The organism is Streptomyces sp. NPDC088923, from assembly GCF_044749745.1.
GTDB lineage: Bacteria > Actinomycetota > Actinomycetes > Streptomycetales > Streptomycetaceae > Streptomyces.
Genome location: NZ_JBIVIO010000001.1, coordinates 316,239 through 342,363, shown reverse-complemented (window position 1 = coordinate 342,363; position 26,125 = coordinate 316,239). Strand labels below are relative to the sequence as shown.

The following is a 26,125-nucleotide window of genomic DNA, read 5'->3' as shown; positions in this document are numbered from 1 at the left end:
GGACGATCCCGGCGGGCCCTTTCGTCTTCCGTCACCCCGGTCAGGCGTCGAGGACGTCATCCGGTCAGGCGTCGAGCACCTGCTCGTCGCGCCGCACGACGGGCGGCTGAACGCTCCAGGGGAAATTGATCCAGTCGTCCGTGCGCTTCCACACGTACTCGCACTTGACGAGGGAGTGCGACTTCTCGTAGATGACGGCGCTGCGCACCTCGGCGACATGCTCGACACAGAAGTCGTGAACGAGCTTCAGCGTCTTTCCGGTATCGGCGACGTCATCAGCGATAAGCACCTTCTTATTGCTGAAGTCGATGGCATTGGGAACGGGCGCGAGCATGACGGGCATTTCGAGCGTCGTTCCCACACCGGTATAGAACTCGACGTTGACGAGATTGATGTTCTTGACGTCGAGGGCATAGGCGAGACCACCGGCGACGAAGACGCCGCCGCGGGCGATGGAGAGCACGATGTCGGGCTCGTAGCCGTCGTCGGCGATGGTCTGCGCGAGCGCGCGGACGGCGCCGCCGAAGTCCTCGTACGAAAGCTCTTCGCGCGGGGCGCTGGTCTCGGGGCTCAAGGGGCTCACACCTCGGTCCGGTGGAAGTTCAGGTAGGACCGGGAGGCGGTGGGCCCGCGCTGGTCCTGGTAACGCGAGCCGTATCGCTCCGAGCCGTAGGGGAATTCGGCGGGCGAACTCAGCTGGAACAGGCACAACTGCCCGATCTTCATGCCGGGCCAGAGCTTGATCGGAAGGGTCGCCAGATTCGACAGCTCAAGAGTGACGTGCCCGGAGAAACCGGGGTCGATGAAACCGGCCGTGGAATGCGTGACAAGCCCGAGCCGGCCGAGCGAGCTCTTTCCCTCAAGACGGGAGGCGAGATTGTCGGGCAGCGTGATGACCTCGTACGTCGAGGCGAGCACGAATTCCCCCGGGTGCAGGATGAACGGCTCATCGCCCTCGGGCGAGACCTGTCGCGTGAGATCCACCTGCTCGACGGCTGGATCGATATGGGGGTACCGATGGTTCTCGAACACCCGGAAATACCGGTCGAGACGCACATCGACACTGGAGGGCTGGATCATCGATTCGTCGAACGGATCGATCCGCACCCGACCGGCATCGATCTCGGCCCGGATGTCCTTGTCTGAGAGAAGCACGCGTCAAGGGTACGGCCCGCCCCGCGCCGGGACGGGCCCCACCCCGCTCAGCGGGCCCCGGCCTCCACCGGAACCGCGTACCTCAACCGCGCACACCTCGGGCACCGCACCAACCGCCCGGGCCCGATCCGCGCGGCCCCGAGCCGCCGCATCGGAAACGAGGCCGTGGCAAACACATGCCCCTCAGCACATCGCACGACAGTGTCCCCCATCAACCAACAGGCCCCTTCCACAAGCCGACGAGCCAGGACGAACGCCACATTACGCCCCACCCCACCTCCCCCCACACCCAACCCCCCGCCCCCATACGGTAGAGTTCCCCCAACGAAACACCCCGCCACCACCGGACTCCCACCGTCTGGTAAGCTGCGGAGGTATTTCTACGCGGGTGTAGTTTAATGGTAGAACATGAGCTTCCCAAGCTCAGAGCGCGAGTTCGATTCTCGTCACCCGCTCCACGAGAAAGGCCCTGGTCGGAGACCAGGGCCTTATTTGTTGTCTAGACCACCCAGAGGGCTCCGTGCCCACCACGTGCCCCAAGTCGCCATTGAGGCGCTGCTTGGCGAGCCGTTCGCGGCCCACTCCAGGGAACACCGATCCGGGCATCTCGGCCTACGAGACGCAACTCTTGTGATCTGGGTCACCGTTCGGGCGGTCAAGCGGGAACTCTCCACTCGACATGGGCGGCGGTTCGCACAGCCCTGCATGAGCAGCCAGCGTCAGAGCGGAGGTGCAGAGGAGAAGAACGTGCTGATGCTTCGCGTCAGACGTGATGCCTCGTTGAGCCCATGCCGCGCCGCCAAAAGCACGTAAACGGCCACAGGGAAGGCCAGTATCGCCAATGGCACCATCAGCTCCGCCGGCACGCCTAGCCCCGCGAGGAGCAGCGAGAAGAGCGTTACGCAGAGTACCGACCACGTGCACGCCTTCGCCAAACGGAGGCCGTCCACTCGGTCAGGTGCCAAAGAGCCCTCTTCAGATTCCTCGCTCGGGAGCAACGCCTCCGGGAGGATTTCCTGAAAGCGATCGGCGGCGATGCGGCTCGCGGCAGTCGCGGCAAGCAGACCAAGCTTCCGCGCCGCGCCCTCGCGATCCCGTAGAAGTTCGTCCGCCGCCTGCGTAAACGTCGTCTCCACCAGCCGTACGTGGCCCACGAGTTCCTTTCGGATTGCCCGGCTAACCCCGAACGCAGATGCAGCATCTCCGGCGACCTCCCGCAGAGGGAGACCCACTCTTCCGACCTTCTTGCGGAGTTTGACTGCGTCCGTGTAGTGGCTTTCAGCCATACCGACCAAATCCCCACTGGCCGAGAGCAAGCTGAGGAGCGGGTAGAGCGGCTCGTAGCAGCGCGCGATGTGCTCCGCGCGCCATATCGACCACACGAAAATGAGGACCAGCGAGACGCAGACGAAGACCACAGTCGCCCGCGGGTCGCCCCCGGGTCCGAGAACGTAAGCAGAGTAGGACCCGCAAGACGCAGGACCAACGTCGAGGATCCCGCCGGGTCGGCAAGCCGGGCGGTAGGTAACAACGGCCGTAACGCACAGCACCGCGAAGAAGATCAGCACTCGTCGCAGTCTCAGCAGATAGGGGGTCCATCGAAATGCGAGTGCCTTACGGACACTGTGCGCATCGAAAGCGACACTCAGATCAGCCGCAGCCCTTTCCGCTCGCCCCACATGCTTCTCAACCTGCCGATTGTGCACTCCCTGTACTGGATGCCGTCGCTGCGGCAATCCTGCACCACTCACCGTTCCCCCTGTGTCCTCGGTGAGAGGCAGCGTAGATGCAACGTCTGACAGCAAGACCGAGGATGGCTATTCGGGAGGGTATCCGCGTCCGCCACTGCGGAGGCGGCACGTCGGCCGGACTCCGAAACGTACCGAGCTCGGGGCTGTGTTCGGACAGCCCCGAGCCGGTCTGCTTGCTACGCCTCGTGCGCGCTCTGCGCCCCAACGACCTCCGCTACCTTGATCCGTTGGGCACGGACCAGATCATTGATGCCGTCCGCCACCTCCCGCTGCCGTTCCCCGTCCGAGTGCTGGTAGATCAGCGCCGCCTTCTCCGAGGACTGGCCGGCGCGGACCATCGTGTCCTTGAGGGTGGCGCCGGACTGGGTCGACAGGGTGTGGCCCGTGTGGCGGAGGTCGTAGAAGCGGAAGCTCTCCGGGAGCCCGGCCTGGGCGCGGGCCTTGCGCCACTTGCGGCCGAAGGTGGAGCGACGGAACGGGGCCTTGCGCTCGCCGACGAAGAGGAGGCCGTCCGGCTCCTTCTCCGCGTACCAGTCGAGGTGGCGCTTCACCTCGGTGTGCAGGAAGGCGGGAAGGAAGACGGTGCGCCGTCCGGCGGCCGACTTCGTGTCGCCCTCGACCCGGCGTCCCGTGGTCAGCTCCGGCGCGGCCTCGCTGATCCTGACCGCGAGCGGGTCGAGCGTGACGTCGGTCCGGCGCAGAGCCGCCTGCTCCTCCGGCCGCATGGGACCGTAGGCGCCGAAGTACACCATCAGCCGCCACCTCGGCCCCATGGCGTCGGCGAGCGCGTCGACCTCCGCGACGGACGCCGTGGGTCGCTCCTTGGCCCGCTCGCTGCCGCCGCCCTTGATGCGGCAGGGGTTGCGGCGGATCAGCTCGTCGTCGGCGGCGGTTTCCAGGATGGCCTTGAGGAGACGGTACGACTTGGCGACGGTCGTAGCGCCGGTCGCCTCCAGCCGCTCGGCTCGCCAGGTGCGTACGGCGGGCGGAGTGATGGCGTCCAGGTTCGTGGTGGCGAAGGTGGGCAGCAGGTGGAGTCGCAGGAGCCTGCGGTAGAGCTCCTCGGTGGTCGCCGAGAGACCGCGCTCCTTGATCCACCGGGTCGCGTACGTGGCGAAGTCGACGGCGCCCGCCTCGGGGTCGACCCAGTGCTTGCGCTCGATGTCGGCCTGGGTGAGCGTGAGCCAGGTCTGGGCGTCGGTGCGCGTTTCGAAGGTCTTCGGGGCGGTACGCCGACTGCCGTCGGGGGCCCAGTAGCGGGCCTGCCAGCGTCCGGAGGGCAGTTGACGTACGGTGCCGAACTCGCGCCGCCGCTGCGGCTTGCGGGCGGCCATCAGGCGGCCTTCCGGTAGCGCGCACGCTCGTCACGGGCAGTGGGCACGGTGTGCTCGGCGACGTAGGCAGTCAGGGCGCTTTCCGGGATGCGTACCGGCTTGCCGAGCTTCACGTAGCGGATTCGGCGTTCCTGGATGAGTCGGCGGATGAAGCGGACGCCGGTGCCGAGGCGTTCGGCGGCCTGGTCCACCGTGAGGAGCGGGTCGTGGGTGTTCACCTCCTCCCGTCGAGGGGGCTGGGCGGAGGCGTGCGGTATCGCCTGGTGGGGCAAGGGGGGCTCCGGTTCTGGCCGAGGAGCGGAGCGGCAACTCCGCTGCGGCCGGGTCGTTCTGGGATGGGTCGGGTGGTGCGTCCGTCGTGAGGGTTTGCGGCTCACGAGGCGCGAGGTACGGGCGGCTACGTTTCCGAGTCGGGCCCGTACTCTTCGTTGATCTTTGTCATCTCGGTGGCGATGGCGTTGGACACCATCACGTCCGCCTCTTCGCGGATGTCCGGGTGGTCGGCCAGGTAGGCGTCGAGGCGGTCTCGGGCCTCGCGGGCCTCGTGGTTGGCGCGGTGCGAGGCTCTGTAGGCGGCGACGACGCCGTCGATCAGTTCCATGGCGCGGCCCATGGTCGCGAGGCGGGGCGGTCCCACGAAGTTGGTGAGCGGGACGCCGAAGACCTCGGCGAAGCCGATGGCCTCGTCGAGGTTGATGCGGCGCTTGCGGTTCTCGATGCGCCACACGGCGGACGGGTTCATGTCGAAGCCGGCCTCGTTCAGCAGGTCGGAGACCGTGGTCGTGCTCCAGCCCCGCTTCTCTCGTTCGAGCTTGACGCGCACGGCGGCGTTCTCCTCGCCACTGAGGATCACCCCCGCTGACGTGTCCTCGTCGTCCGGCATCGCCCCTCCTTCCAGCGGTACGTCTCACCGCACCTTTGCGACGTGGCACAACCCTAGCATCGGTTCTGCCGTAGGCAAAGTGCTATGCGTACGGCAGAGGTGGTGGTACAGTCGTACTCCCACGGGACCCTTGCGGTCTGGTGGGGCACCCGTCGGGTGCGTACGAAATGCAGAAAGCCCCCCGGTGACGCAACACCGAGGGGCTCACAGCGCAAACCTCAAGCCGCCCATCCCTGAACGACGACTCGCGAGGCCGGGATTGCCGTCCCAGTGGCCCGCAAGCAGAGGAGCTTCATGTCGAGTATGGACGATCCCGCCCCGAACGCGCCATCCCAGCCGCCCGCAGACCCCGCTTGGCCGCCGGTCGCGATACCCGGTCGGCCCGCCTCCCCGCAGGTCACCGAGGGGCAGCGCGCCCTGGAAGAAATCCGTGAGCATCTGCGCCGGTACGTCGTGCTGCCGGGCGAGGAGACCTTCACGGCGGTGACCCTGTGGGTGGCCGCCACGCACCTCCAGAAGGCGTGGCAGCACGCGCCCCGCCTGGCCGTCGTCGGACCCGCCAAGCGCTGCGGGAAGTCGCGGCTGCTGGACGTGATCACCGAGAGCGTCCACGACCCCTTGATCACGGTCAACGCCTCGGCAGCCGCGATCTACCGGTCCATCACCGAGGACCCGCCCACGCTCCTCGTTGACGAGGCGGACACCCTCTTCGGCTCCTCGAAGGTCGCCGAGAAGAACGAGGAACTGCGCGGCCTGCTCAACGCGGGACACCAGCGCAACCGCCCCACCCTGCGCGTCTCGGGCCCCAACCACGAGGTCACGAAGCACCCCACCTTCGCCATGGCCGCCCTGGCCGGGATCGGCGATCTGCCCGACACGATCATGGACAGGTCGGTCGTCATCCGTATGCGCCGCCGCAGGCCGGGCGAGAAGGTCGCGGAGTTCCGCACCTTCCGCGACACCCCGGCCCTGCACGCCGTACGCGACCAGCTCGCCCACTGGCTGGACCCGCTCCACGCCAAGGCGATGGAGATGACCCCCGCCATGCCCGTACAGGATCGCGCTGCCGACACCTGGCAGCCCCTCGTCGCCGTCGCCGACCTGGCGGGCGGACCGTGGCCCGACCTGGCGCGCACCGCCTGCCAGGTGATGACCGAGCGCGAGGCCGCGAACGAGCAGGACAACGGCAGCCTCGGCATCCGCCTCCTCGCCGACATCCGGCACGCCTTCACCACCGAGGGCAACCCGCCCGCGCTCCGCACCAGCCGCCTCCTCGACATCCTCAACCAGGACGCTGAGACGCCCTGGCCCGAGTACACCGTCAACGGTCTGACTCCCCGGGGTCTCCAGATCCTCCTCAAGGAGTACGGCATCAGCTCCGCGGTACGCCGCTTCCACGGCAACGTCCAGGCCCGGGGCTACGCCCGCCTGGACTTCGCCGACTCCTGGGCGCGGTACTGCCCCGAGCCCGCACCCGGAGCACCGATCGGCGCCGAAGCATCGATCGGGACCGAAGCAGCGGTCGGGGCCGAAGCAGCGGCCGGGGCCGAAGCAGCGGCCGCTACCGGAGCACCGGCCGGGACCTGACCCGACACGACCCGTCACGACTCGTCGCCCCGCAGGTCAGCGCGGTGACGGGTCGCGGCGCGGTGACGAGTCGACCCGATGCCGCGCCCGCACCCGTACCTGCCCTGAACAGGCACGCGACGGGTCGCGACGGGTCCCCCACCTTCTTCGCCGGCACCGACCGGCCCACAGCCGTACCCCGCCTGGAGCACCCCTTGCCCACCCCTCCCGCCCCGCCCGCCGAGCCGGTCGCACCGCCTCCGACCGCCGAGCCTGTCGCACTGACCGCAGCCGTCCGGACCGGCGTCGCGCTACTGGCCCTCGCCGCCTTCGCGCTCTCCTACGACACGCTGCGCCAGATGGCCGCCGCCAGCCAGATCCACCCCGCGCTCACCTACGCCTTCCCCCTCGTCATCGACGGCTTCATCGCCATCGGCATCGGCGCGCTCCTCGTGCTGCGCGCCACCCCGCTCCCCAGCCGCCTCTACATCTGGTCCCTCGTCGGCCTCGCCACCGCCACCAGCATCTGGGCCAACGTCCTCCACGCCATCCGCCTCAACCAGCAGACCCGCCACACCGGACTCGCCCTCGGCGACATCACCGTGGGAACGATCTCCGCCATCCCCCCGCTCGCCCTGGCCGGAGCCGTCCACCTCTACCTCCTCATGGGCCGCCGCCACGTCGCGGACAACCGCCACAACGAGGAGGGCCACACGTCGGCGCCCCGCACAATCAGCGCGCCGACCCCCGCCACAAGCGACGCGACCGAGCCGGAGTCCCGCGCCAAGCCGCAGGCGCTCCCCGCTCGCTCCAGCGCGGGCCACCTGCCGATCCTCCCGCTCGAAGAGGCCGTCGCCATCGGGCGCACCGCTCCCCTCGGACGCGGTGACCGCGTCTCCCGCCGCAACGTCGAACAGGCCATACGCGCGCAGGGATTCGGCATCTCCCGCAGCCGCCTGGACGAGGTCAAGGACCTGCTGCAAAGCGAGCGCGACGCCGCCGTCGGCGCCGGTACGCACTGATCCGCAGGCCCGCACCATCCTCGGCCTCCTTCACTCCGAGCGAGGGAGGCCGGGCTCCTCGTTCCGCTTCATGAAGGAGTCCTCGTGCCCGAGCACAGCTCTCAGCAGCCCTCCGTACCCGCCAGGAAAAGCTTGCCCACCACAGACACAGACGCAGCAAGTTGTCGGGTAAGGAGTCCTTACCCGGCCTCGGCCCCGGTGGGGACTGAGGCATCCGCCGCCCGGGGTGCTTCGGAGACGGCCGGCCCAGGGGCGCCGGCCGGGGAAGGGCCCGCCCACCGGACGCCTGACGTACCGCAGCAGTGCGCACCGCGTCGCCGTCTGCGAAACCCGAAGCTCCGCGACCGCCGCGTCTCGCCACGCTTCAACGACGCCGAGTTCGTACTCGTGCGCAACGCCGCCGCTTTGAGCCGCATGACCCCCGGCGGCTACGTCGCCGAAAGCGCCCTCGCGGCTGCCCGCGCCGACGACCCGACCGCCGCCGTCGCCGACTACCGCGCCATGGTGCAGGCGCTGATGACAGCCAACGGGCAACTGGGCAAGGTCGGCAGCAACCTCAACCAGCTCGCCCGCCACATGAACATGGAGGGCGAGTGGCCCTTGGCCGACACCGTCATGCGGCTGCTGGCCCGCGTGGAGGCGTCGATCGCCGACGTGGACACGGCCGTCGCGCGCACGCTGGAGGCACGGTGATCCCGAAAATCATCCTCGGCAAAGGGCCGAGGGCCACACACCGCACCATCGGCTACCTCTTCGGCCCCGGCAGGGCCAACGAACACGTCGATCCGCACGTGGTGGCATCCTGGAACGGCTTCGCCCCCGACCCGGGCCGGACTCCCCATCGCGATCCCCGGAACGTGGCAGACCAGCTCGCCGCGCAACTCGACCAGCCCGTACGGATGCTCGGCGACGCGGCTCCCGCGCACACCGTCTGGCACTGTCCCGTTCGTGCCGCGCCCGAGGACCCGGTCCTCACCGACGAGCAGTGGGGCGAGATCGCCCGGCGCATCGTGGCCGCCGCCGGCATCGCGCCACAGGGCGACAAGGAGGCTTGCCGCTGGGTGGCCGTCCGCCACGCCGAGGACCACATCCACATCGCCGCCACCCTCGTCCGCCAGGACGGCCGCCGTCCCGCACGCGACCACGACAAGCGCGCCGTGCAGAGGGAAGCCAGGAAGATCGAAGCCGACTACGGCCTCCGGCGCCTGAACCCGGGCGACGGCACCGCCGCCAAGCGCCACACCAGCAAGGAGCACTTCAAGGCCAAGCGCCAAGGCGCCGCGACCACCACCCGCCAAGTCCTTCGCCTGCGTGTGCGCAGGGCAGTGGCCGCCGCGACGGACGAGGCCGAGTTCTTCTCGCTCCTTGAGGCGACCGAAGTGATCGTCCGCCTCAAGCACGGCCCCTCGGGCGATGCCCTGGGCTGCAACTTCGCCCTGCGCGGCGACACCAACGACGCGGGCGATCCGGTGTTCTACTCTGGGTCCACCCTCGCCCCCGACCTGTCCCTGCCCAAGATCCGCCAGAGCCTGGAAACCCCGACCGCCGGTGAGCCCGTCGCCGTCCGGGCGGGCGATCCCTGGCACCAGGCCATCGCCGCCGTCGAACGCGTCCCGCACCACCTCGCGCACGGCGACGAACACCTCGCCCAAGGGCAACTGGTCGCACTCGGCACATCGCTGGACCTGCTGGCCGCCATCGCCCCGGCCGATACGAGGGCAGACCTCACCCACGCGGCCACAGCCTTCGAACGCGCCACCCGCTCCCGCATCACCGCCGACCTCCACAGCGCGCGCGTGCTCCGCCGCAGTGTCCAGGCGATCTGGCGGGAGCGGCCCCCGGACCGTGACGGAGCAGCCTTCGCGATGCTCCTGGACGCCACGCTCACCGCCGTGGCCTTCGCCCTGCACTGGCACCGCACACACCAACACGCCCAGCAGGAGGCCGCGACCAAGCAAGCCCTCCCGCACATGCAGTCCGCGTCCGTGCGCGCCACCGACACCGCGCTGAACCACCTCGCCGAGCGCACCCCTCCGCCCCAGACGAGGCAGCGACTCGCCCAGCACGTGGCACACGCAGCGCCCGAGCACGCCGACCGCATCCTCCACGATCCCGCCTGGGACGCACTCGCCACCGCCCTCGCCGAAGCAGAGGTCACGGGCCACTCCGCGACCGCCCTGCTCGACCAAGCACTCGGCCAGCGCTCCCTGGAGAACACCCGCAGTCCCGCGCGCGTACTGACCTGGCGCGTCCACCGACTCGGCGCACGCACGGCACCCAGCCCCCGCGCGCAGGCGGCTATGGCGCGCAGTACGGTGCGGGGTCCGGTACGTGGCGCTCGGCCGATTCCGGCGGCGACGAATCCCCTGTCGGGACCGACAACCCCGGTACGCCGACGCTGAAGTCGGCCACGAGGTAGCCGAGTTCGTAACGGACACTGGTCACCACGGGACAGCGGTCGGCGAGCCACGAGGAGGTGGGCACCGAAGACGACCCGGATGCGCGAGGGCCAGTACTCTCACCGCCCCGCCTCCCACGCCGTCGCCACGTCCAGCAAGGCCCGCGTCTCAAGGGCCAGCGAACGCAGGTGCCACCGGGTCGCGGAGTCGCCCCACGAAGTCGTCGGCAGGCGGGGCGAGTCGAGCAGCCTCCAACCGGCCCGGACCACGCCCGCCACCCCGGGATGACCGCAACCGCTGAACGCCTCGCACAGCTCGCGCAAACCAGAACTCAGTTGCACGAAGGCATCGTTGACCGTCTGCCGGTCAGGGCGATCCACCGGGGACAGCCCCCGAACGCGCTCCACGGCGGCGCTCAGCTTCCGCACGAAAGCGGGCTCCAGCTCCCGCAGGTATTCGTCCGGAGCCTGGCTCGGGTCGCTCATCGGGTTTCCTGAGCGGAGGGCAGGAGCGCGCGTACGGTCTTACGGTCGCCCACGGCGGCCCACGTGACCCGCGCGCCCAGCGCAGCGACGAGGAGCAGCCCACGCCCCGACTCGGCCGCCGTCCCGACACCGCCGACGGCGGCCGGCCTCGGCTTCGCCGGGCTGTTGTCCACCACCTCGACGACGAGGGCGCCGTCCGCTCGCGGAGCCAAGCGCAGCACCAGGTACGAACCGTCGCCCGCGCCGTGCAGCACCGCGTTGGTCATCAGCTCCGACACGATCGTGCGTGCCGCCTCCAGGTCGCCGTTGAAGCCAAGCCTCGGCAGCAGCCGTTCGGCCGTGCGGCGTGCCTCCGGCACCGAGACATGCGCCACCGCGAACTCCCCCGCCCAGTCACGGGGAGCCACCATCTGTTCTGCGTCGTCGTCTGTTGCTGCCACGGACATTGGTTCCCCTCGGCACTCGTCAGCCACCACGTCGGTGAGTGACCGAGCATCCCGCCGCAGGGCGACGCATCTCCACAGCGTTCGAGCACCGGCATTTCCTCGGCAAAATCCCTCGGATGGGCTACGAAACCTCGCCGCCCCCTCGGATTCACCTCGGACCACCCAACAGGACGAGTTAGAGCCGAAGTTGAGTCCATAGCAGCCGTACCGTGGGTTCGTACGTGCCGGTGACCTCACTGCAAGGGGACGTCATGCACACGCTGTTCAGGCAGCTCTGCGACGCACAGGAGCTGAAGCACCCGAAAGCCTTCCAGGCCCGGTTCCGCGCCGCCGCCGAAGAACTCGCGGCAGCGGACAACGACCCGGATCTCCTGACGTGTTGCCCCGCGGAGACGACGTACGAGGCTTGGTACTACGGCAAGCGCGTACCGCAGCGCGACGCCCGCCGCATCCTCGTCCGGATGTTCGGGCACAGCATCGAGCAGTTGTGGAAACCGGCCGCCGACGAGACGCACCGGGATGATCCCGGCGCGCTCACCAACATGAGGAGGAGCGCCGAGATGGCCGCACGCCGAGCCCGCGAATTCGCGCTGGGAGCTGAACGAGGGCAGCTCGGGGACGAAACCCTGGGCTTCCTCCAGGACGAGGTGGCCCGCATCGCCGCCGTCTACCAGCGCGTGCCCCTCCCCACCCTCTTCCCCGACTTGTCGGCCGCGCAGGAAGACGCGTTCCGTCTCATCGAGGGTGGGCGCGTACGCCCCAGCCAGATGCGGCAGTTGCAGATCTGCGCGAGCCTCTTGTCCTGGTTCATGTCCAAGGCCAGCCACGACATGGGGGACATGCACTCGGCGATGATGCAGGCGCGAACCGCGGGCGTCTGCGCCGAACAGGCCGAGCACCCCGCCCTCCTCGCCGCTGTCGACGGCCTCAAGTCGCTCATCACCTACTGGGCGGGGCGCCCCGACGACGCCGTGTTCTTCGCCCGCAAGGGTGCCGCCGAGCACCCGGCCCTGCGAGGCAGCGTCTCCGCCTGGCTCCCCGCCCTCGAAGCCCGGGCCGCCGCGCTCCTCGGCGACGCGGAGACCGTGCACGCCGCCAACCAGCGCGCCACCAGCGCCCGCGCCGACATCACCCCGGACGAGCTCGACAACCTCGGCGGCATCCTCACCTTCACCGACGCCAAGCACGCCTACTACGCCGCCGAGTCCCGCGTCCTGCTCGGGCTCAGCGACACCGAAACCACCGAGGCTGTCGTCGCGGCGGCCCACGCCTACCAGGACCGAGGCACCGACTACTGGGCGTACGGAGACGAGGCAGGCACCCAGTGCAACGTCGCCCTCGTACGGCTGCACGCGGACTCCCTGGACGGAGCCGCTGACGCCCTCCGCCCGGTCCTCGACCTGCCCCCCGCCCAGCGCAACAAGGGCATCGTCGTCTCCGCCGGGCGCGTCGCGACCACCCTCATGAACAGCCCCGCCAGGACCAGCGTCCTGGCCCGCGAGCTGCGCGAGGAGATCGCCCAGTTCACCACCTTCCGTCTCGCACTGCCGAGCTGACCAGGCCCGGCGATAGGGTCCGGCAATGCAGCCGATCCATTTCACCGCCGGCCCCGTCACCCTCCGCGAATTCACGCCGGACGACGTCGCCGCAGTGCTCGCCGTCTACGGTGACGCTGCGGCGACCCGCCACATGAGCTTCGAACCGCGCACCGAGGACGAGACCCGCGCCATCGTGGAGCGCACGATAGGGGCCGCGCAGGCCAACCCGCGGACGGAATACGGGCTCGCCGTCACCCGCGCGAGCGACAGCCAACTCATCGGCTTCGGCCGGCTCGCCCTCGACCCCCACCAGACACGCGGCGCCACCATGGGCTTCGCCCTCCGCCCCGACACCTGGGGCAAGGGCTACGGCACCGCCACCGTCCGAGCCCTCCTCGGCCTCGCGTTTGGTCCCCTGTCCCTGCACCGCGTGTGGGGCGCACGCTCCCCTGCCAACGATGCGAGCGCCGCCACCATGAACAAGGCGGGAATGGTCGAGGAGGGCCGCATCCGCGAGCACATCCAGAAGGCCGGGCAATGGCGCGACTCCATCGTCCACGCCATCCTGGACCGGGAGTGGGCGAGGCAGCAGGTAGCTGCGGGCGAGTAGCGGGAGCGCGAAGCAACCGCCGATGTCTACAAGGTCAAGATCATTCGCACCTGGGCAGCTCCAGCCCAAAGCCGCTTCATGACCTTCGGCTTACGCGTTTACTCCCCCAGCACGAGAGCGACTGGGTACGATCACCAGAACAAGCTAGACAGGGGAGGCTACCGTCGAATGTCAATTCAAAAAATCTTGGTACTCAAGAACCAGGTCTACAAGATCCTCCAGATAGAGGAAGGCCATTTCGAGGACCTGAAGGCAATTGACATCTCGCCAGCGAAGCTCACGAAAGCCATCTCCGCCTTCGCCAACGCAGATGGCGGAGAACTTTATATCGGAATCGACGAAGGGCCCAACGGAAAGAATCACAGTTGGCGCGGATTTGACAACATGGAAGCAGCTAATGGGCATCTGCAAGTATTTGAAGAGCTGTTTCCGCTCGGTGGAGATTTCCTTTATGAATTCATGCAGTGCGATGGGCATCCTGGCCTAGTCCTGCATGTAATTATCCAAAAGACCAAGGAGATTAAGCGCGCCAGCGACGGAAAACCTTACGTCCGGCGCGGGAGCCAAAGCCTCCCGGTAGGCGCGGACCGCCTCGAAAGTCTGCGCCGAAACAAGGGCATCACATCTTTCGAATCCGAAACCGTACCAGCCCCTATCGATCTAATCACCAATTCACTAACCGTAATCGATTTCATGCTTAGTAGCGTCCCCACCGGAGAACCTGAACCTTGGCTGCGGAAACAAATGATGATCGTGGGAGACAAACCCACAGTGGCTGGTCTTCTTCTCTATTCAGATGAGCCACAAGCACCCCTGCCCAAACGCTGCGCCATCAAGATCTACAGGTACAAGACTACCGACCCACAGGGTTCGCGAGAGAATCTTGCATTCGACCCTCTAACTATCGAGGGCTCCCTCTACGGACAAATCAAGGCGGCCGTAGCGAAAACCTCTGAACTAATCGAAGAGGTGAAGATACTCGGCCCCGAAGGACTCGCTCCGATCACATACCCGTTTGAAACTCTGCACGAGATCATCACGAACGCCGTAATCCATAGGGACTACGGAACCGCAGACGACGTACACGTGAGAATCTTTGATAATCGGGTCGAGGTGGAGAGCCCCGGACGCCTACCCGCGCACATCACGACTCGCAACATTCTCAAAGAGAGGTTTTCCCGCAATGGTGCAATCGTTCGACTAATTAACAAGTTCCCAGATCCACCAAACAAGGATGTGGGTGAGGGTTTGGCTACAGCCTTTGCCGCCATGAAAAAGCTGAAACTGAAAGATCCAGTGATCGAGGAATTGGAAAATTCCGTTCTCGTCAACATCCGTCATGAGCGGCTGGGATCACCCGAAGAAATAGTGATGCAGTACCTAACTAGTCACGAGGAAATCAACAACCGGACGGTACGGGCGCTAACCGGAATTGGATCGGAGAACAAGGTCAAAACCATTTTTCTTCGCCTCATCGACGCGGGGCAGATTGAGCGCGTCCCGGGGAAGAGGGGGAGCGCTTCCGCTTACCGAATGGCGACCAGTTCTGAGTAAATCTTTGGGGCACCTCCGTAATGGGGTCGACCAGCCACATACCTCTTGCCCCGTCTCATCCGTGCTGTTCGAGTTGAGATCCATTGCACTGCCAGCCCGTGCCCCATCCGTGCCCAGCAGAACAGACACGAGCGGTCGGATGCAGCTCGCACAGACCGGGACTCAAGCGTCTGCAGCACGCAAAAAGCGCAGCTCAGATCCTCTATACGCGTCAGCATCGGTAATTCCCGAGCTCAGAGCGCGAGTTCGATTCTCGTCACCTACTCCGTGACCAAGGCTTAGGTCGTCGACCTGGGCCTTGGTCACGGAGTGAGGATGCGGATGCGAATACGGGAAGCCAAGCCCTCAGAATGCAGTATTCGCTGTGAACAACTCTCCGAGCCGGGCCACAACGAGTCCAGATATGGCAGACGCCCGCAAAGGATACCTGGGTTCGGTCCTCAGTCTTCGTCGTCCTCGGAATCCCCCGGCAGGGTCGGGTCATCGCCCTGAATGCTACGCCGCAGATTCTCGAGGTCGGTCTGAATCTCGAGCAACGATTGCCGCAGCTCCTCGAAGTCGGAAGACTCCATGACCGGCGGCCAACTGCCGGCCGTCCGGTCGATCTCCATCAGTCTCTCCAAGGAAAATCGAGCGCTTTCCAGACCGGCCCGCAGCGTACGCCGGAATTCCGGGGCTTGCCGCATACTCGGAGCACCATCGCCGGAACCACCGAACGAGACCTCGCCCGGCTTCGGTTCGGACGAGGCCGTCTCGACGTCTGAAAGGTTTCCGTTTCCGTCCGCCAACTGGTCCGCAGCCGTACCGGTACCTGAGGACTGTGGAGGGACAGGCCTCAGGCGCGCCAAGTGCTCCGCATAGGCGGTGCTGGCACGCTCCGCGTCGGAAGCCCACACGACGTCCCACTCGGACAACGGCACAGGTACACCGTTCTCGTCCCGGGCGATCCTGTCCGGCTGGTCCACGTCTACTTTGAGGTGGACGTAGGCCGTGCTCCCTGCGTCCTCCCGGTCCCGGCGAACGAGCTGCCGCACCAGTTGGGCATTCTTCGGCAGCGAGCCGTCCTGGAACCTGTTGGCGGTCAGCGCCAGCGTCCACAGGCCAAGCTCGTTGTCCTCCGCCGAGAGGTTCTCGACGACCAGGTGAACGTCCGACCGGAACGGCACTCCGCCCTTCTCCTTGGGCCCCATCAGAGTCGAGCCCACGTTGCGGGTGAGGAGTTTGTCTGCAATCAACGAAATACCGCCGGCCACCGCCAGTGTGCAGCGCGCGTTGGTGTCCCCTGCCAGCGCCGGTTCCACCAGCGTAGTGAAGTCGGCTGTAAAGACCGGATCCCATTCCTTGAGCACGTCCCGCGTAAGAACCCCACCGTTGCTCCAGGCGTTGCGGGCCTGCTTCGAAACGGTCTTCTTCGCGCTTCGCCACGGCAGATCGATGATCGGCCCCAGCAGTTCGGCGAAACCCTTGGAGCTCATCCGCGAGCCACCCTTGATGATTTTGGCCTGATCCTTGAGCGGATCGTAGAGCTCAGGCCGGGTCAGGGCGTGGACCAGTTGGATGCCGCGCCATAGGGCGGTGCCGGGGAGGCTGTCGTCCCCGTACTCCCGGGGGAGGTCTGCGGGGACGCTCCGGCCCACAGCCAGGCCGTAGACAACCTGAAGGTCCTCCTTGGTCACTTGGGCGTTGCCGAGCTGAATGACGCGCTTGAGGGCCCGCGTGGCGACCTCAACATTCTGGGCTGCGGCGTCCCATGCCTTGAATTCGACGTGCACGCTGGCCAGGATCGAACGCATTGCATCGTCGAAGACATCTTCAGCCGCCAGCAGGTGGCCCGGGTGCCCCTCAACACCGACCGCAATCTGGGCCGGTACCACGTAGGTCTGCGCGATCTGGACTCCGCGGTCGTCTGGCTCCGGCCCGATCATGGCCCGCGCGAACTCGTCGGCGAGCGTTGTCCGCCAGTTCCTGCGGACTGCCGCCAGCCGTTCAGCGAGTGTTCGGCCGTCCGCCGCAGGGGCTCCCGACGCCCTCCCGAACAGTGACTCGACCATCAGGTCGGCGGTTTCCGCCGCCTCGGCGTCCGGGCCGGCGAGGACCGCCCAGGCGCTGGCCACCCGCGTGATGCCGTCCCGTACGACCAGGGCGTGGAAGGACTCGGTGCCGTCATCGAAGGTGAACTCGACCGGATGGGTGATCAGAGGTCGGGTCACCTTCCGGCTGAGGATGGAGACCGCATAGCTGTTGAGTGCCAGGGTGCTGTGAACGGTCTGCCGCACGTGATCCTTCAGGTGCTGAAGGTCCTTGTACCGGTAGCGCACGACTGCGCACGGCTCCCCGCCCTCGGTCGTGCCCACCACCTGCGGGTCGGGTACGTCCAGCACCTCCATGCCCGTGCGGGGCTGGATGCCGGGCTGGAGTTCGCTGAGCCATACCCGGGTGTTGAACGTACGGAGAGTGGCGCCTTCGACGTTCTCGTCCAGCAGAAGACCGAAGGGCTCCTGCGGAGTGGGCTGCAGCATCACCGCCACGCCCTCGGGATGAGTCGCCGCCCGGGCGACCGCCTGCCAGGCACCTACGGGCAGCGGGGCAGCCGGGTTGGCGAGGCCGGCCGCCTCGACCTTGTCCTGGGCCGACGCATCGGGCAGCACGGGCAAGGCGTGTTCGACGCTGGAGACGGCGACGTTTTCCCCCTTCCAGGAGAGCGTCACGGATCGGGAAGCTGGGCTGGGCATGCGTCCTCCGGGTCATGAGCGGTGAATGTATGGGAACCTTGAGCTGCGGTCCTGGCCCGGTTCTCCGGATCACCAGGTCCGACCCGGGCCCCGGCGTCAAAGCCGGGGCCCGGACTTTTTCAGTGGAACCGGTCGAGATCTATCGGCAGGCTGGACTCGGGAAAGACGCGCGGGTACCAGTCCCACATGAACGCGCGGGCGGGATACCGGACCAGAAATTGGTAAGCGGCGTGGGCGACAAAATCGGCCGCCTGCAGCAACGGGGTCCGGCGGGCCGGGAGAAGTTCGGGATCCCCCAAAACGTGCCGACGGTCGCTGGGCAGTCGACGATGCGCATCCCGCAGCGCCCTCTCCGTACCGTTGCCATCGACGACGAACCGGCACGAACTACCGGCCTCGGCATGCCAGTTGTTGATCATCTCCACCAGGTCCACGTACAAGGCCTCGCGGGTCGCGCCGCGGCGGTACACAGATCCCACGGTCAGCTCGGGCACCTGGGCCAGCGTCTCCAGACCCTGGAGCACTATGCCTGCGACCTCCCGCTTCCGCTGCAAGCCGGGCGCCGGGCCGCCCTCCGGGTGCAGCAGTCGACCTCGACCTCCGAGAAGGTCAACGGCATGGAGCGGGTACCCGGGCGTGTAGCTGAAGTCAGGGCTGAACTGCAACTTCTCCAGGAATGCACTCCACTGGGCATCGGCCACAGACAGACCTTCGCCCCAGGGAACCCGAAAGAATCCAAATAGCGACATATCACTATTTCCTGAGTCGTCAAGGAAATAGATGCTGTCCGAAAGGAGCTGCTTCGGAGGCAAATACGAGGTGACGGAGACGCACCGTTGAGGTGGCAGTGTGATGCTTCGCGCCGAACAGGGCGGCAGACTCCGATGGTGGTCCATGTAGGCAACTCCGTTAGGCCGGGACTATCAGAAGGAGAGGAGTCACCGGCGGCACGTCCGGACCACTCAGACCACTCAGACCGCTGCAGGCATCGCAGCAGAGGGAACTGTATGAGGCTGCGCGAGTTGTCAGTGTGAAAATAATCCGACAAGACGGAATCTGGCCGGAACCAGCTATACCCTTGGCCGGACTTTTACGTCAAATGACTCATCGCTGACGGGAATCGCCCGAAAAGACTGGGAAGTACCGGAGCTCCCATCTTCTCCATCATCGCGACAGATGCAGCGATAATCACGGCCTCACCCAGTGGGCTGTCCTTCTTGATAACGAAGACGAACTCGTTTTCCGTAGTCGGGAGTTGACGGGGAAGAGTCATCAAACCCAGTGCATCCAGGGCTTGCGTGATCTGCTCACAGAGCTCGGTACTGAGTCGAACCCGGTCGGGCGCGGCATACCGCTTGATGAAGCGCATCGAGAGGCGCTTCACGCCGTGATCCACTTCGACAGCGTGCGCGATAATAGTGAAGTCCATAAGCAGCTAGTTAACTAAATTAAGCCGTCATAGTCAACGGCGCTGATGTGGACCGCCGTTGGCGCAGCTTCCGCACGGCGTCTCCGCCTAGAGGAAGCGCCCTTCGACTTTGGCCGTGCAGCAAGATCCGACCGCGTCGTGATCGCCGACCAGCACTCGACGACCTCAAGGGCGCGGACGCCGTGTGGGCGAGCGCGTCGAGGCCCGTCATCTTGGACTCGGAAGGGCTTTCCGCCTGGATCGCGCAGGACCGCAAGCTCCTCGTGAGGCTGCGGGTCTTCCACGACATGGGGGCCGACCTCGTGATCGGGGCGAACACCATCGTGGAAGTGACCCACTCCCGCACCAACACGCCTCGCCTGAACTGGACCCTGTCCCGCGTCAAGGTGGAACCGGTCACCGAGCAGGCGGCCAAGGCGGCAGCGGAGCTACTCAAAGGCGCCGGGCTGCACGGGCACAAGTACGCCATCGACGCGACGGTCGCCGAGGTCGCACTCCGGCAGCCGAAACCCGTCGCCCTCCTGACGTCCGACAGCGACGACATGAACAAGCTCTGCGGCAACCAAGTGCGCATCATCCCCCTCTGACCAGTCGGCCCGCCAGGAGCACGCGTCGCGCTGCCAGCTCTCGTGCCCCATCCGTGCCCAGCGGAGCGGACAACAACGGTCATGTACGGCGTCCGGAGGCCGCAACAGCCGCGCCCGTCTCGACCAAACACGCAGGTCAGAGCCAATGCGGTGGTCCAAGAACCACTGATTCCCAAGGTCAGAGCGCGAGTTCGATTCTCGTCACCCGCTCCACAGAAAAGCCCCAGGTCAGAGATCCGGGGCTTTTGTGTTGTCTAGACCGTTCAGCGCTCGCGTGCCATTCGCGTGCCACAACAACGCCTTTCACGGCACGTCAGATCGAGCGTCCGGCCTCGATTCGCGGGCACCAGGCCACCGGGGTGTCTTGAATGTCGAGACGCAATTCGAGTGGCCTGCACCGCATGCCTCAGGGGACGTGGTCCGTCGTCGCATCGGACCACGGCCCTGTCTCATGTCACCTCTGCTGGGCAGCTCGGGGAAGAGCGGGGAGCGGCGGCACGAGCGGGTGAACCGTGCCGGTGGGGCTCACCCCCTTTACGCTGCGACCGGCGCGAGGTGCCCCGTATCCGCGCCCTCCTCATCCAGCTCCCGCGCAGCACCGGCCCCAAGCCCGCCGGGGTACGTCCGCCGCGGCCCGGACGGCACGACCACGCCGGAAACATCGGTCGCCTTCGACGGCCGCGCCCGGCAACGAGAACCTGCCCGCGGAGAGAAGGTGCCAGCCTGAATCCGTCGGGGGCGATCCGCATGCGACCCCGAGTGGGGCGGGGAGCACCGCCGCGGTCAGTGCGTGCGCAGGGTGGTACGGAGCTGGGAGGCCCAGGCCCGGGGATGGGTGGTGTTGCCGTTGTGCCCGCCGGGGAAAGTGAGGACCGGCCGGTCGAGCACGGCGCCCAGGCGGTGGGCGGCCTGGTAGTCGAAGACCGTCGCCGGGGTGGTGCGTCCGGTGGCCGGCAGGATGCGGGTCGTGGTGGTGGTGAGGTAGTCGCGGCAGCCGGGATCGGCGCGCAGGGCCGTGAACTCGGTGGTGATGAAGTGGGCGAAGTTGGTGCGGCGCCGTTCGTCCATCGGCTGCGGGGTCAGATCGGGTTCGGTGTCGGCGTTGGCCGAGTCGATGCCGAGCGATGCCGCGATGGCCGGCAGGGCAGCGGTCAGGCCGCCTGCGGCGAACAGTGCCTGCAGTTCGGCCAGTTCGCGACGGTGGGCGTCGGCTTCCGAGTCGAGCAGCCAGGGGGCGACGGGTTCGTGGGCGATCAGGGTGTCGAGCTGCTCGCCGTGGTGGGCTGCCAGGTGCAGGCCGATGACGGCGCCGAAGCTGCATCCGAGCATGAGTGCCGGGCCGTCGGCGACGTGCGCGAGGAGGCGGTGGGCGTCGTCGGTGTGGTCGGCCATGGTGACGGGCCGCTCGGGGTCGTCGAGCACGCTGCGGGACAGGCCCCGGCGGTCGTAGGTCAGGACTGTGAAGTCGTCGGTCAGGGCGTCGACGAGATCGGTGGTGCGGTGGGCGTCGCCCTCGCCGCTCTGCGAGATGAACAGGAGCGGGCCGTCGCCGCGCTGCTCGAAGTGGACGGTGGCGCCGTCGGCGTGCAGTAGGCCGGTCGTCATGAGAGGTCCTTCCTTCGCCGGGTGGGGAACCCACGCTATTCCATCAGAACAGATGCATCAACTTGGATGCATCTGTTCTGATGTAGATTGCCTGTGTGAACGGCATGGATCTGGCCCTGCTGGGGCGCACCCTCATGAAGCTCGGCGAGGCCGCCATCCCCACCGAGGGCATCGGCGCCCACGGGACGGGCGCACAGTCGGTGATCATCGTCGCGGCCGACATCAGGGCGCACCCGGGCACACCCGTCAAGGACGTCGCCGCGCGGACCGGCTTCCCTCAGAGCAAGGTCTCGGCGTGCGTCGCACGTCTGCGCGAGGCAGGGGCGGTCGAGACCCGCACCGACCCGTCCGACCGCCGCCGCACACTCATCAGCCCCGCCCCTGACGTCTCTCCCCGCGTCGCCGAAGTGCGCTCCGCCGACATCGACGACGTCCTCACGCGCGCGCTGGAGGAACCGGAACGACTGAACGAGGTCAAGGCCGCACTGAGCCTCATCGCCGAACATCTCGGCCCGGGGGCCCTCACACGGACCGGCGACTGAGCCGGTGACCGACGAGGGCACGCCGCGGGATGCCATCGCGTGCAGGTGATCGCTCAGCCTCGCGGACCGCACGTCCCGCACCATCGCCAGGACTTCTTCCCCGGTCGCGCATCCGGCGTCGGCATCACCCGCGCGCATCGGGGCCGTGGCCGCGCGCGGGAGGAACTGCGCCTTCGTCCGCGCCGCGTCCTCAGCGAGTGAACCACGGGGCCGACGCGACGGCCGCCGCAGCCTCGGTGGACTTCCCAGCTCGCCTCAGCCACCACTCCGTTGTCCGCTCATTTCGCCCGGGTTCACCCAGTACAGCCAGTGCGGGTCGCTCTCACCGAGCTGCCCAGGTCCGCTCGATACCCGTACGTCGTCTTGCGGCTGGCAGGGGCCATCAGCGCCTGTACTGCGCTGATGCACCCAGGCGTTGGGGCGGTGGTCGTGGGGGGCGGAGGGGTCGGTCCGGTGGGGGTCTGGGGCCTCTGTCTGGTGGTTGGGCCGGCTCAAGCCGGGAGCGCGTTTGTCCGGCGGCTGACTGGGGGCGGTGGGGCGTTGTGGCGATGGTCATAGGGGAAGGAAGGCGCGTCGGGGCAACTGTCCTCGTTTGGCCTTTCTGTCGGTCGTTTCGTTGAGGGAACGCCCGTGCCGTGTGGGGAAATTGTGGCCGGTGGGTGGTGGGGTGGTCATACGATCCAACCGGGTCGTGCTGTGGGTTCTGACGCGGTGGGCCCTTCCTTTCTTTTGGGTGCCGAAGGGTTCTTGTGAAGATACGTACGGTTCTTGCCACCAGTGTTGCCGCCGCTGTGACCCTGCCCGTCCTCCTGTTGGCTGGGGCTCCCGCCTTCGCCGAGGGGGGCTCGGCCGCGCAGGCCCAGAAGCAGCCCGGCATCGCGGAGTTGAGGAAGGCCGCCGAGGCGGCGCAGGCGGTGTACGACCAGGCGGTGGGGGCCGAGAAGAGCGCGCGGGAGGCGCTGGACGTCATCCTCGCGGACGGCAATCCGCTCGCCGTGGCCGCCGCTGCCGCCGTGAGTGCGGCGAAGGAGGCCGAGGCGGCGCAGGCGAGTGCCGATCAGGCCGTCGTCGATGCCCAAGCCGCCCTCGACGCGCTGCCGGAGACGGCCACCGATGAGGAGCGGGCCGCCGCCGAGAGCAAGCTCGGCGAGGCGAAGGCCGCCGCCGGGAACGCGGCGGAGGCGAAGGCCAACGCCGACGACGCCGCCGCGCGGGCGATGGAGGCGCGCGACGACGAGCGCGTCGCCGCGGCGCGGAAGGTGGACCAGGCGGAGAAGGCCACCAAGGCCGCCCTGGCCGACAAGACCGCCGCTGACAAAGCCCTGGCAGAGGCCTTGGACACGCCGGGCGAGGGCGAGGAGACCGGCGGTACGGCGTGCGTGCCGGAGGCCGGGCTCACCACCGACGTACAGGGTCTGCCGTCCACCGTCGTCGCCGGGACGAAGGTCGGCTTCACGCTCCGAGTGACCAACGGGACCGACAAGACGATGGACAAGGTGCTGCCCTTCGCCTACGTCCACGCGACCGACGAGAGCGGACTCAAAAGCAGCGACGAACTGGTGCACCTCCAGTGGTCCTCCGGCTCCTCGACGTGGAAGACCGTCGACAACAAGCACTACATGGACGCCATCAGCCCGCTGAAGGCCGGTGCCCACACCGACATCAAGATGCGGCTGGGGGTCGACGCCTCGGCCCCCGCGGGCAAGGGCGTCACCTTCGTCGCCGGTGACTACATCAACGACGACGGCTCCTGCGGCGGCAGCCCCGACCTGGAGGACTACGAGTTCGTGATCGGCGCCGCGGGCAGCGAGCCGATCGAGGTCGGGATCGCCACGCCCAGCACGACCGGCCCGCACACGGCCGCGCCGACGCCGGGCGCCTCCTCGGGCGTCCAGCCGCAGGGCGGGACCTCGCAGCCGGTCGGCGGGAGTCTCGCCGCGACGGGCTCCTCCTCCGGTCTGCCGCAGCTCGCCCTCGCGAGCGGCGTGGCCCTGGCTGCGGGCGGGGGCGCGCTCGTCCTCGTACGGCGCCGCAAGGCCGGTGCCCACGCCTGAGTCGCCGCGCCCGGGTTCTCGCACGTGAGTCGCCGCGGGGCTCGTACGCACGCCCGTACGTGTGAGCCCCGTGCGGCGGCAGGTCCCTCCCCGCGTGCGCTGCTGTGCCCCAGGTCCCCCGGCGGGTGCCACGCGCACGCGAGAAGCACCGGCCGGGGCCCCGCCCGAGCCCTCCCGTCTGCCAGGATCAGGGGGCGTGCCGTGTGTGCGGGACAAGACGCAGTGGTTGGTGCGGGACTAGACGTAGTGGTGCGGAAGGACTGTTTTTCATGACTGGGAACGACCGGGCCTTGACCCTCATGGCGGTGCACGCGCATCCCGATGACGAGGCCACCAGCACCGGCGGGGTGCTGGCGCGGTACGCCGCGGAGGGGGTGCGGACCGTGCTCGTGACGTGTACCGATGGGCGGTGCGGGGACGGGCCGGGGGGTGTGAAGCCGGGGGACGACGGGCACGACGGGGCGGCCGTGGCCGCGATGCGCCGCGAGGAGCTCGAAGCGAGCCGCGAGGTGCTGAAGATCAGCGATCTGGAGGTGCTCGGCTACGGCGACTCCGGGATGATGGGGTGGCCGAGCAACGAGGCGCCCGGCGCCTTCTGGCGGACGCCCGTCGACGAGGCCGCCGCGCGGCTCGCCGACCTCATGCGGCACTACCGGCCCGACGTCGTCGTCACCTACGACGAGAACGGCTTCTACGGCCACCCCGACCACATCCAGGCCCACCGCGTCACGATGGCCGCGGTGGAGCTGAGCGGTCTGACGCCGAAGGTCTACTGGACGACGACGCCCCGCTCCGCGATGCGACGGTTCGGGGAGACCATGCGCGAGTTCGCCCCGGACATGCCGGAGCCGGACCCCGAGGAACTCGCCGCGATGGCGGAGATCGGGCTGCCGGACGAGGAGATCACGACGTGGGTGGACACCTCCGCGTTCAGTGACCAGAAGTTCGACTCCCTGGCCGCGCACGCGAGCCAGGGCGACAACATCTTCTTCCTCCGGATGGGCAAGGAGCGGTTCGGGGAGCTGATGGGGACCGAGACGTTCGTCCGGGTCAGGGACACCACCGACGCGGACCTGCCGGAGGACGACCTCTTCGCGGGGCTGCGCTGAACGGCCCGTACGTGCGGATGCGCTGATCGCCTGTGCGCGCGGATGCGCTGAACCGGCCGCTGCTTCGGTCCCTGTGTACGGCCGCGCAGCATCAGCCCGTGCCCGAGGCCGTGACCGCCCCCCGCGCCGCCCTCAGGTCCCGGCCCCCGGCAGGTCCCGTCCGGGGTCCGCTGGGGGTGAGAGGACGGCGCGGCCGCCGCCATGAAGGTCGTCTTGCCCGCTTCCAGGTGCGCGTTCGGCTTCCTGGGCGCGGAGCGAGGAAGTCCTTGACGGACTGGAGCGTTCGGCCCGGCGGGACTCGCTCGTCGCCGTGATCAGGCGTCGTTCCTCGGCCCGGTCGGCGGAGCGCTGGGTGGCGCGCTGGGAGAGCGCGGTCAGGCCGGCGCCGAGCGCCACTCCCGTCAGGGACAGGGCCGAGGCCCAGATCTCCGTGGTCACGTGTGCCTCGGTCGCTACCGGACCGGGAAGCCGAAGGCGTATCCCTGCTGCTTCAGCCAGGGCAGGACCTCGCGGAGGGCTGCCAGGGTTTGGGCGCGGTCGCCGCCCGCGTCGTGGAAGAGGATCGTCGGGCCGCCCGGCAGTTCGTTCTTGACCGTCGCGACGATGGCCGCGACGCCGGGGTGTTCGAAGTCCTTCGTGTCGACGTTCCAGCCCAGGGGGCGCATGCCGTGGGAGGCGGCGAGCTCGCGGCTGTACGGGGTGAAGGCGCCGCCCGGGGCGCGGTAGTACTGGGGGCGGACGCCGCCGGACGCCTTGGTGATCATCCGTTCGGCGTCGAGGATCTCCTTGGCCTGGTAGGCCTCGGACTTGTGGTCCATGGCGGTGTCGTGCGAGATCGTGTGGTCGCAGAGCCGGTGGCCGTCCGCGACGACCTGCTTGACGAGGTCCGGGTACGCCTGGGCCTGGGTGCCGACCATGCAGAACGTCGCCTTGACCCCGTACTCCTTGAGGACGGCCAGGACCTGCGGCGTCCAGGTGGGGTCGGGGCCGTCGTCGATCGTGATGTTGACGCCGCGGGCGCCCTTGTCCGAGGCGTGCGCGATGCCGAGCGCGACCTTCTCGGGCTGCGCGGCGTGGGTCGCGGACGCGCTCGGGTGCGGCGCGGGACCCGAGAGGGTGTCGGCCTGCGCGGTCCACAGCGAGGTGACCGCGGCGAGCGCCGAGACGCCGAGTACCGCCGCGACGCACTTCCCGCGCCAGCCCTTTTCCCTGTGCCGTGCCATCTCCGCCGCCCGCCCCTCGGTGTCGCCGCCGTTGCCGTGCCCCCATCTAGTCACACGTCTGGCCTGCGGACATACCCCGGTTACCGGATGCGGACAAAGCT

General features: G+C 68.0%; 25 protein-coding genes and 1 tRNA gene. 12 read left to right on the top strand and 14 right to left on the bottom strand.

Features of this window, described 5'->3' with window-relative positions; translation table 11 throughout:
• Nucleotides 1-64: 64 nt before the first annotated feature.
• Both ACIP4O_RS01695 and dcd read right to left on the bottom strand, forming a co-directional pair.
• Complete coding sequence (locus ACIP4O_RS01695; RefSeq protein ID WP_401570251.1) at nucleotides 65-574, bottom strand: phosphoribosyltransferase; 510 nt, start codon at nucleotides 572-574, stop codon at nucleotides 65-67.
• Between the two features lie 5 nt (nucleotides 575-579).
• Complete coding sequence (gene dcd / locus ACIP4O_RS01690) at nucleotides 580-1,155, bottom strand: dCTP deaminase (RefSeq protein ID WP_164291230.1); 576 nt, start codon at nucleotides 1,153-1,155, stop codon at nucleotides 580-582.
• A 384-nt stretch (nucleotides 1,156-1,539) separates the two neighbouring features.
• Here dcd and ACIP4O_RS01685 point away from each other — a divergent pair.
• Nucleotides 1,540-1,613 (top strand) — tRNA-Gly (locus ACIP4O_RS01685).
• A gap of 261 nt (nucleotides 1,614-1,874) precedes the next feature.
• Here ACIP4O_RS01685 and ACIP4O_RS01680 read toward each other — a convergent pair.
• The 4 genes from ACIP4O_RS01680 to ACIP4O_RS01665 form a co-directional block, all read right to left on the bottom strand.
• The gene (locus ACIP4O_RS01680) at nucleotides 1,875-2,723 is read right to left on the bottom strand and encodes a hypothetical protein (RefSeq protein ID WP_401570248.1); all 849 of its coding nucleotides are present in this window, start codon (nucleotides 2,721-2,723) and stop codon (nucleotides 1,875-1,877) included.
• 359 nt (nucleotides 2,724-3,082) lie between these two features.
• Nucleotides 3,083-4,240, bottom strand: a complete 1,158-nt coding sequence (locus ACIP4O_RS01675) for a tyrosine-type recombinase/integrase (protein ID WP_401570246.1) — start codon at nucleotides 4,238-4,240, stop codon at nucleotides 3,083-3,085.
• Nucleotides 4,240-4,458 carry an excisionase family DNA-binding protein gene (locus ACIP4O_RS01670; protein ID WP_093816328.1) on the bottom strand — a complete coding sequence of 73 codons (219 nt, stop codon included), beginning with the start codon at nucleotides 4,456-4,458 and terminating at the stop codon, nucleotides 4,240-4,242. Before ACIP4O_RS01670 ends, ACIP4O_RS01675 begins: the two co-directional genes overlap by 1 nt.
• Before the next feature lie 179 nt (nucleotides 4,459-4,637).
• Nucleotides 4,638-5,123 (bottom strand): helix-turn-helix transcriptional regulator, encoded by a 486-nt coding sequence (locus tag ACIP4O_RS01665; protein ID WP_010263895.1) that lies wholly within the window; start codon nucleotides 5,121-5,123, stop codon nucleotides 4,638-4,640.
• 303 nt (nucleotides 5,124-5,426) lie between these two features.
• Between ACIP4O_RS01665 and ACIP4O_RS01660 the strand changes: the two genes are divergently transcribed.
• The 4 genes from ACIP4O_RS01660 (at nucleotide 5,427) to ACIP4O_RS01645 (ending at nucleotide 10,113) form a co-directional block, all read left to right on the top strand.
• Complete coding sequence (locus ACIP4O_RS01660) at nucleotides 5,427-6,710, top strand: DUF3631 domain-containing protein (RefSeq protein ID WP_401573764.1); 1,284 nt, start codon at nucleotides 5,427-5,429, stop codon at nucleotides 6,708-6,710.
• A gap of 194 nt (nucleotides 6,711-6,904) precedes the next feature.
• Nucleotides 6,905-7,711, top strand: coding sequence for a DUF2637 domain-containing protein (locus ACIP4O_RS01655; protein WP_401570243.1), 807 nt, complete (start codon nucleotides 6,905-6,907; stop codon nucleotides 7,709-7,711).
• A gap of 198 nt (nucleotides 7,712-7,909) precedes the next feature.
• Nucleotides 7,910-8,404 carry a plasmid mobilization protein gene (locus tag ACIP4O_RS01650; protein ID WP_401570240.1) on the top strand — a complete coding sequence of 165 codons (495 nt, stop codon included), beginning with the start codon at nucleotides 7,910-7,912 and terminating at the stop codon, nucleotides 8,402-8,404.
• Nucleotides 8,401-10,113 (top strand): relaxase/mobilization nuclease domain-containing protein, encoded by a 1,713-nt coding sequence (locus ACIP4O_RS01645; protein ID WP_401570237.1) that lies wholly within the window; start codon nucleotides 8,401-8,403, stop codon nucleotides 10,111-10,113. The genes ACIP4O_RS01650 and ACIP4O_RS01645 overlap by 4 nt, the downstream gene beginning before the upstream one ends.
• A 116-nt stretch (nucleotides 10,114-10,229) precedes the next feature.
• Here the strand turns inward: ACIP4O_RS01645 and ACIP4O_RS01640 are convergent, their stop codons facing one another.
• Entirely contained in the window at nucleotides 10,230-10,595 is a 366-nt protein-coding gene (locus ACIP4O_RS01640; RefSeq protein WP_401570234.1) for a hypothetical protein, read from the bottom strand.
• Entirely contained in the window at nucleotides 10,592-11,035 is a 444-nt protein-coding gene (locus tag ACIP4O_RS01635; protein WP_401570231.1) for an ATP-binding protein, read from the bottom strand. Before ACIP4O_RS01635 ends, ACIP4O_RS01640 begins: the two co-directional genes overlap by 4 nt.
• A gap of 257 nt (nucleotides 11,036-11,292) precedes the next feature.
• Between ACIP4O_RS01635 and ACIP4O_RS01630 the strand changes: the two genes are divergently transcribed.
• From ACIP4O_RS01630 to ACIP4O_RS01620, 3 genes are all read left to right on the top strand, one after another.
• Nucleotides 11,293-12,597, top strand: coding sequence for a hypothetical protein (locus ACIP4O_RS01630; protein ID WP_401570228.1), 1,305 nt, complete (start codon nucleotides 11,293-11,295; stop codon nucleotides 12,595-12,597).
• Nucleotides 12,598-12,622: 25 nt separating this feature from the next.
• Nucleotides 12,623-13,189, top strand: a complete 567-nt coding sequence (locus ACIP4O_RS01625; RefSeq protein WP_401570225.1) for a GNAT family N-acetyltransferase — start codon at nucleotides 12,623-12,625, stop codon at nucleotides 13,187-13,189.
• 78 nt (nucleotides 13,190-13,267) lie between these two features.
• On the top strand, nucleotides 13,268-14,743 hold the full coding sequence (locus ACIP4O_RS01620; protein WP_401570223.1) for an ATP-binding protein: 1,476 nt from the start codon (nucleotides 13,268-13,270) through the stop codon (nucleotides 14,741-14,743).
• 440 nt (nucleotides 14,744-15,183) lie between these two features.
• Here ACIP4O_RS01620 and ACIP4O_RS01615 read toward each other — a convergent pair whose 3' ends face one another.
• The 3 genes from ACIP4O_RS01615 to ACIP4O_RS01605 all read right to left on the bottom strand — a co-directional run bounded on the left by ACIP4O_RS01615 (nucleotide 15,184) and on the right by ACIP4O_RS01605 (nucleotide 18,904).
• On the bottom strand, nucleotides 15,184-17,451 hold the full coding sequence (locus ACIP4O_RS01615; RefSeq protein ID WP_401570221.1) for a hypothetical protein: 2,268 nt from the start codon (nucleotides 17,449-17,451) through the stop codon (nucleotides 15,184-15,186).
• A 143-nt stretch (nucleotides 17,452-17,594) separates the two neighbouring features.
• Nucleotides 17,595-18,371, bottom strand: a complete 777-nt coding sequence (locus ACIP4O_RS01610; RefSeq protein WP_401570218.1) for a DUF3800 domain-containing protein — start codon at nucleotides 18,369-18,371, stop codon at nucleotides 17,595-17,597.
• A gap of 194 nt (nucleotides 18,372-18,565) precedes the next feature.
• Entirely contained in the window at nucleotides 18,566-18,904 is a 339-nt protein-coding gene (locus tag ACIP4O_RS01605; protein ID WP_401570215.1) for a hypothetical protein, read from the bottom strand.
• 182 nt (nucleotides 18,905-19,086) lie between these two features.
• Here ACIP4O_RS01605 and ACIP4O_RS01600 point away from each other — a divergent pair, with 182 nt between their 5' ends.
• Entirely contained in the window at nucleotides 19,087-19,491 is a 405-nt protein-coding gene (locus ACIP4O_RS01600; RefSeq protein ID WP_401570212.1) for a DNA-binding protein, read from the top strand.
• Between the two features lie 783 nt (nucleotides 19,492-20,274).
• On the opposite strand, the gene ACIP4O_RS01595 is transcribed toward ACIP4O_RS01600, so the two are convergent.
• Entirely contained in the window at nucleotides 20,275-21,096 is an 822-nt protein-coding gene (locus ACIP4O_RS01595) for an alpha/beta fold hydrolase (protein ID WP_401570209.1), read from the bottom strand.
• Between the two features lie 104 nt (nucleotides 21,097-21,200).
• Between ACIP4O_RS01595 and ACIP4O_RS01590 the strand changes: the two genes are divergently transcribed.
• From ACIP4O_RS01590 to ACIP4O_RS01580, 3 genes are all read left to right on the top strand, one after another.
• Nucleotides 21,201-21,638 (top strand): MarR family winged helix-turn-helix transcriptional regulator, encoded by a 438-nt coding sequence (locus tag ACIP4O_RS01590; RefSeq protein WP_401573762.1) that lies wholly within the window; start codon nucleotides 21,201-21,203, stop codon nucleotides 21,636-21,638.
• A gap of 749 nt (nucleotides 21,639-22,387) precedes the next feature.
• The gene (locus tag ACIP4O_RS01585; protein WP_401570206.1) at nucleotides 22,388-23,692 is read left to right on the top strand and encodes a peptidase; all 1,305 of its coding nucleotides are present in this window, start codon (nucleotides 22,388-22,390) and stop codon (nucleotides 23,690-23,692) included.
• 269 nt (nucleotides 23,693-23,961) lie between these two features.
• The gene (locus ACIP4O_RS01580; protein ID WP_401570203.1) at nucleotides 23,962-24,801 is read left to right on the top strand and encodes a PIG-L family deacetylase; all 840 of its coding nucleotides are present in this window, start codon (nucleotides 23,962-23,964) and stop codon (nucleotides 24,799-24,801) included.
• A gap of 132 nt (nucleotides 24,802-24,933) precedes the next feature.
• Here ACIP4O_RS01580 and ACIP4O_RS01575 read toward each other — a convergent pair whose 3' ends face one another.
• Both ACIP4O_RS01575 and ACIP4O_RS01570 read right to left on the bottom strand, forming a co-directional pair.
• Complete coding sequence (locus ACIP4O_RS01575) at nucleotides 24,934-25,239, bottom strand: hypothetical protein (RefSeq protein WP_401570201.1); 306 nt, start codon at nucleotides 25,237-25,239, stop codon at nucleotides 24,934-24,936.
• A gap of 14 nt (nucleotides 25,240-25,253) precedes the next feature.
• On the bottom strand, nucleotides 25,254-26,024 hold the full coding sequence (locus tag ACIP4O_RS01570) for a polysaccharide deacetylase family protein (protein ID WP_401573760.1): 771 nt from the start codon (nucleotides 26,022-26,024) through the stop codon (nucleotides 25,254-25,256).
• Nucleotides 26,025-26,125 lie beyond the last annotated feature (101 nt).

Bases quoted from the DNA above. Each gene is read 5' to 3' on its own strand.
- ACIP4O_RS01675 (WP_401570246.1), bottom strand. From the start codon at position 4,240: ATGGCCGCCCGCAAGCCGCAGCGGCGGCGCGAGTTCGGCACCGTACGT.
- ACIP4O_RS01665 (WP_010263895.1), bottom strand. From the start codon at position 5,123: ATGCCGGACGACGAGGACACGTCAGCGGGGGTGATCCTCAGTGGCGAG.
- ACIP4O_RS01660 (WP_401573764.1), top strand. From the start codon at position 5,427: ATGGACGATCCCGCCCCGAACGCGCCATCCCAGCCGCCCGCAGACCCC.
- ACIP4O_RS01640 (WP_401570234.1), bottom strand. From the start codon at position 10,595: ATGAGCGACCCGAGCCAGGCTCCGGACGAATACCTGCGGGAGCTGGAG.
- ACIP4O_RS01630 (WP_401570228.1), top strand. From the start codon at position 11,293: ATGCACACGCTGTTCAGGCAGCTCTGCGACGCACAGGAGCTGAAGCAC.
- ACIP4O_RS01625 (WP_401570225.1), top strand. From the start codon at position 12,623: ATGCAGCCGATCCATTTCACCGCCGGCCCCGTCACCCTCCGCGAATTC.
- ACIP4O_RS01620 (WP_401570223.1), top strand. From the start codon at position 13,268: ATGACCTTCGGCTTACGCGTTTACTCCCCCAGCACGAGAGCGACTGGG.
- ACIP4O_RS01610 (WP_401570218.1), bottom strand. From the start codon at position 18,371: ATGGACCACCATCGGAGTCTGCCGCCCTGTTCGGCGCGAAGCATCACA.
- ACIP4O_RS01605 (WP_401570215.1), bottom strand. From the start codon at position 18,904: ATGGACTTCACTATTATCGCGCACGCTGTCGAAGTGGATCACGGCGTG.
- ACIP4O_RS01595 (WP_401570209.1), bottom strand. From the start codon at position 21,096: ATGACGACCGGCCTACTGCACGCCGACGGCGCCACCGTCCACTTCGAG.
- ACIP4O_RS01590 (WP_401573762.1), top strand. From the start codon at position 21,201: ATGGATCTGGCCCTGCTGGGGCGCACCCTCATGAAGCTCGGCGAGGCC.
- ACIP4O_RS01580 (WP_401570203.1), top strand. From the start codon at position 23,962: ATGACTGGGAACGACCGGGCCTTGACCCTCATGGCGGTGCACGCGCAT.
- ACIP4O_RS01570 (WP_401573760.1), bottom strand. From the start codon at position 26,024: ATGGCACGGCACAGGGAAAAGGGCTGGCGCGGGAAGTGCGTCGCGGCG.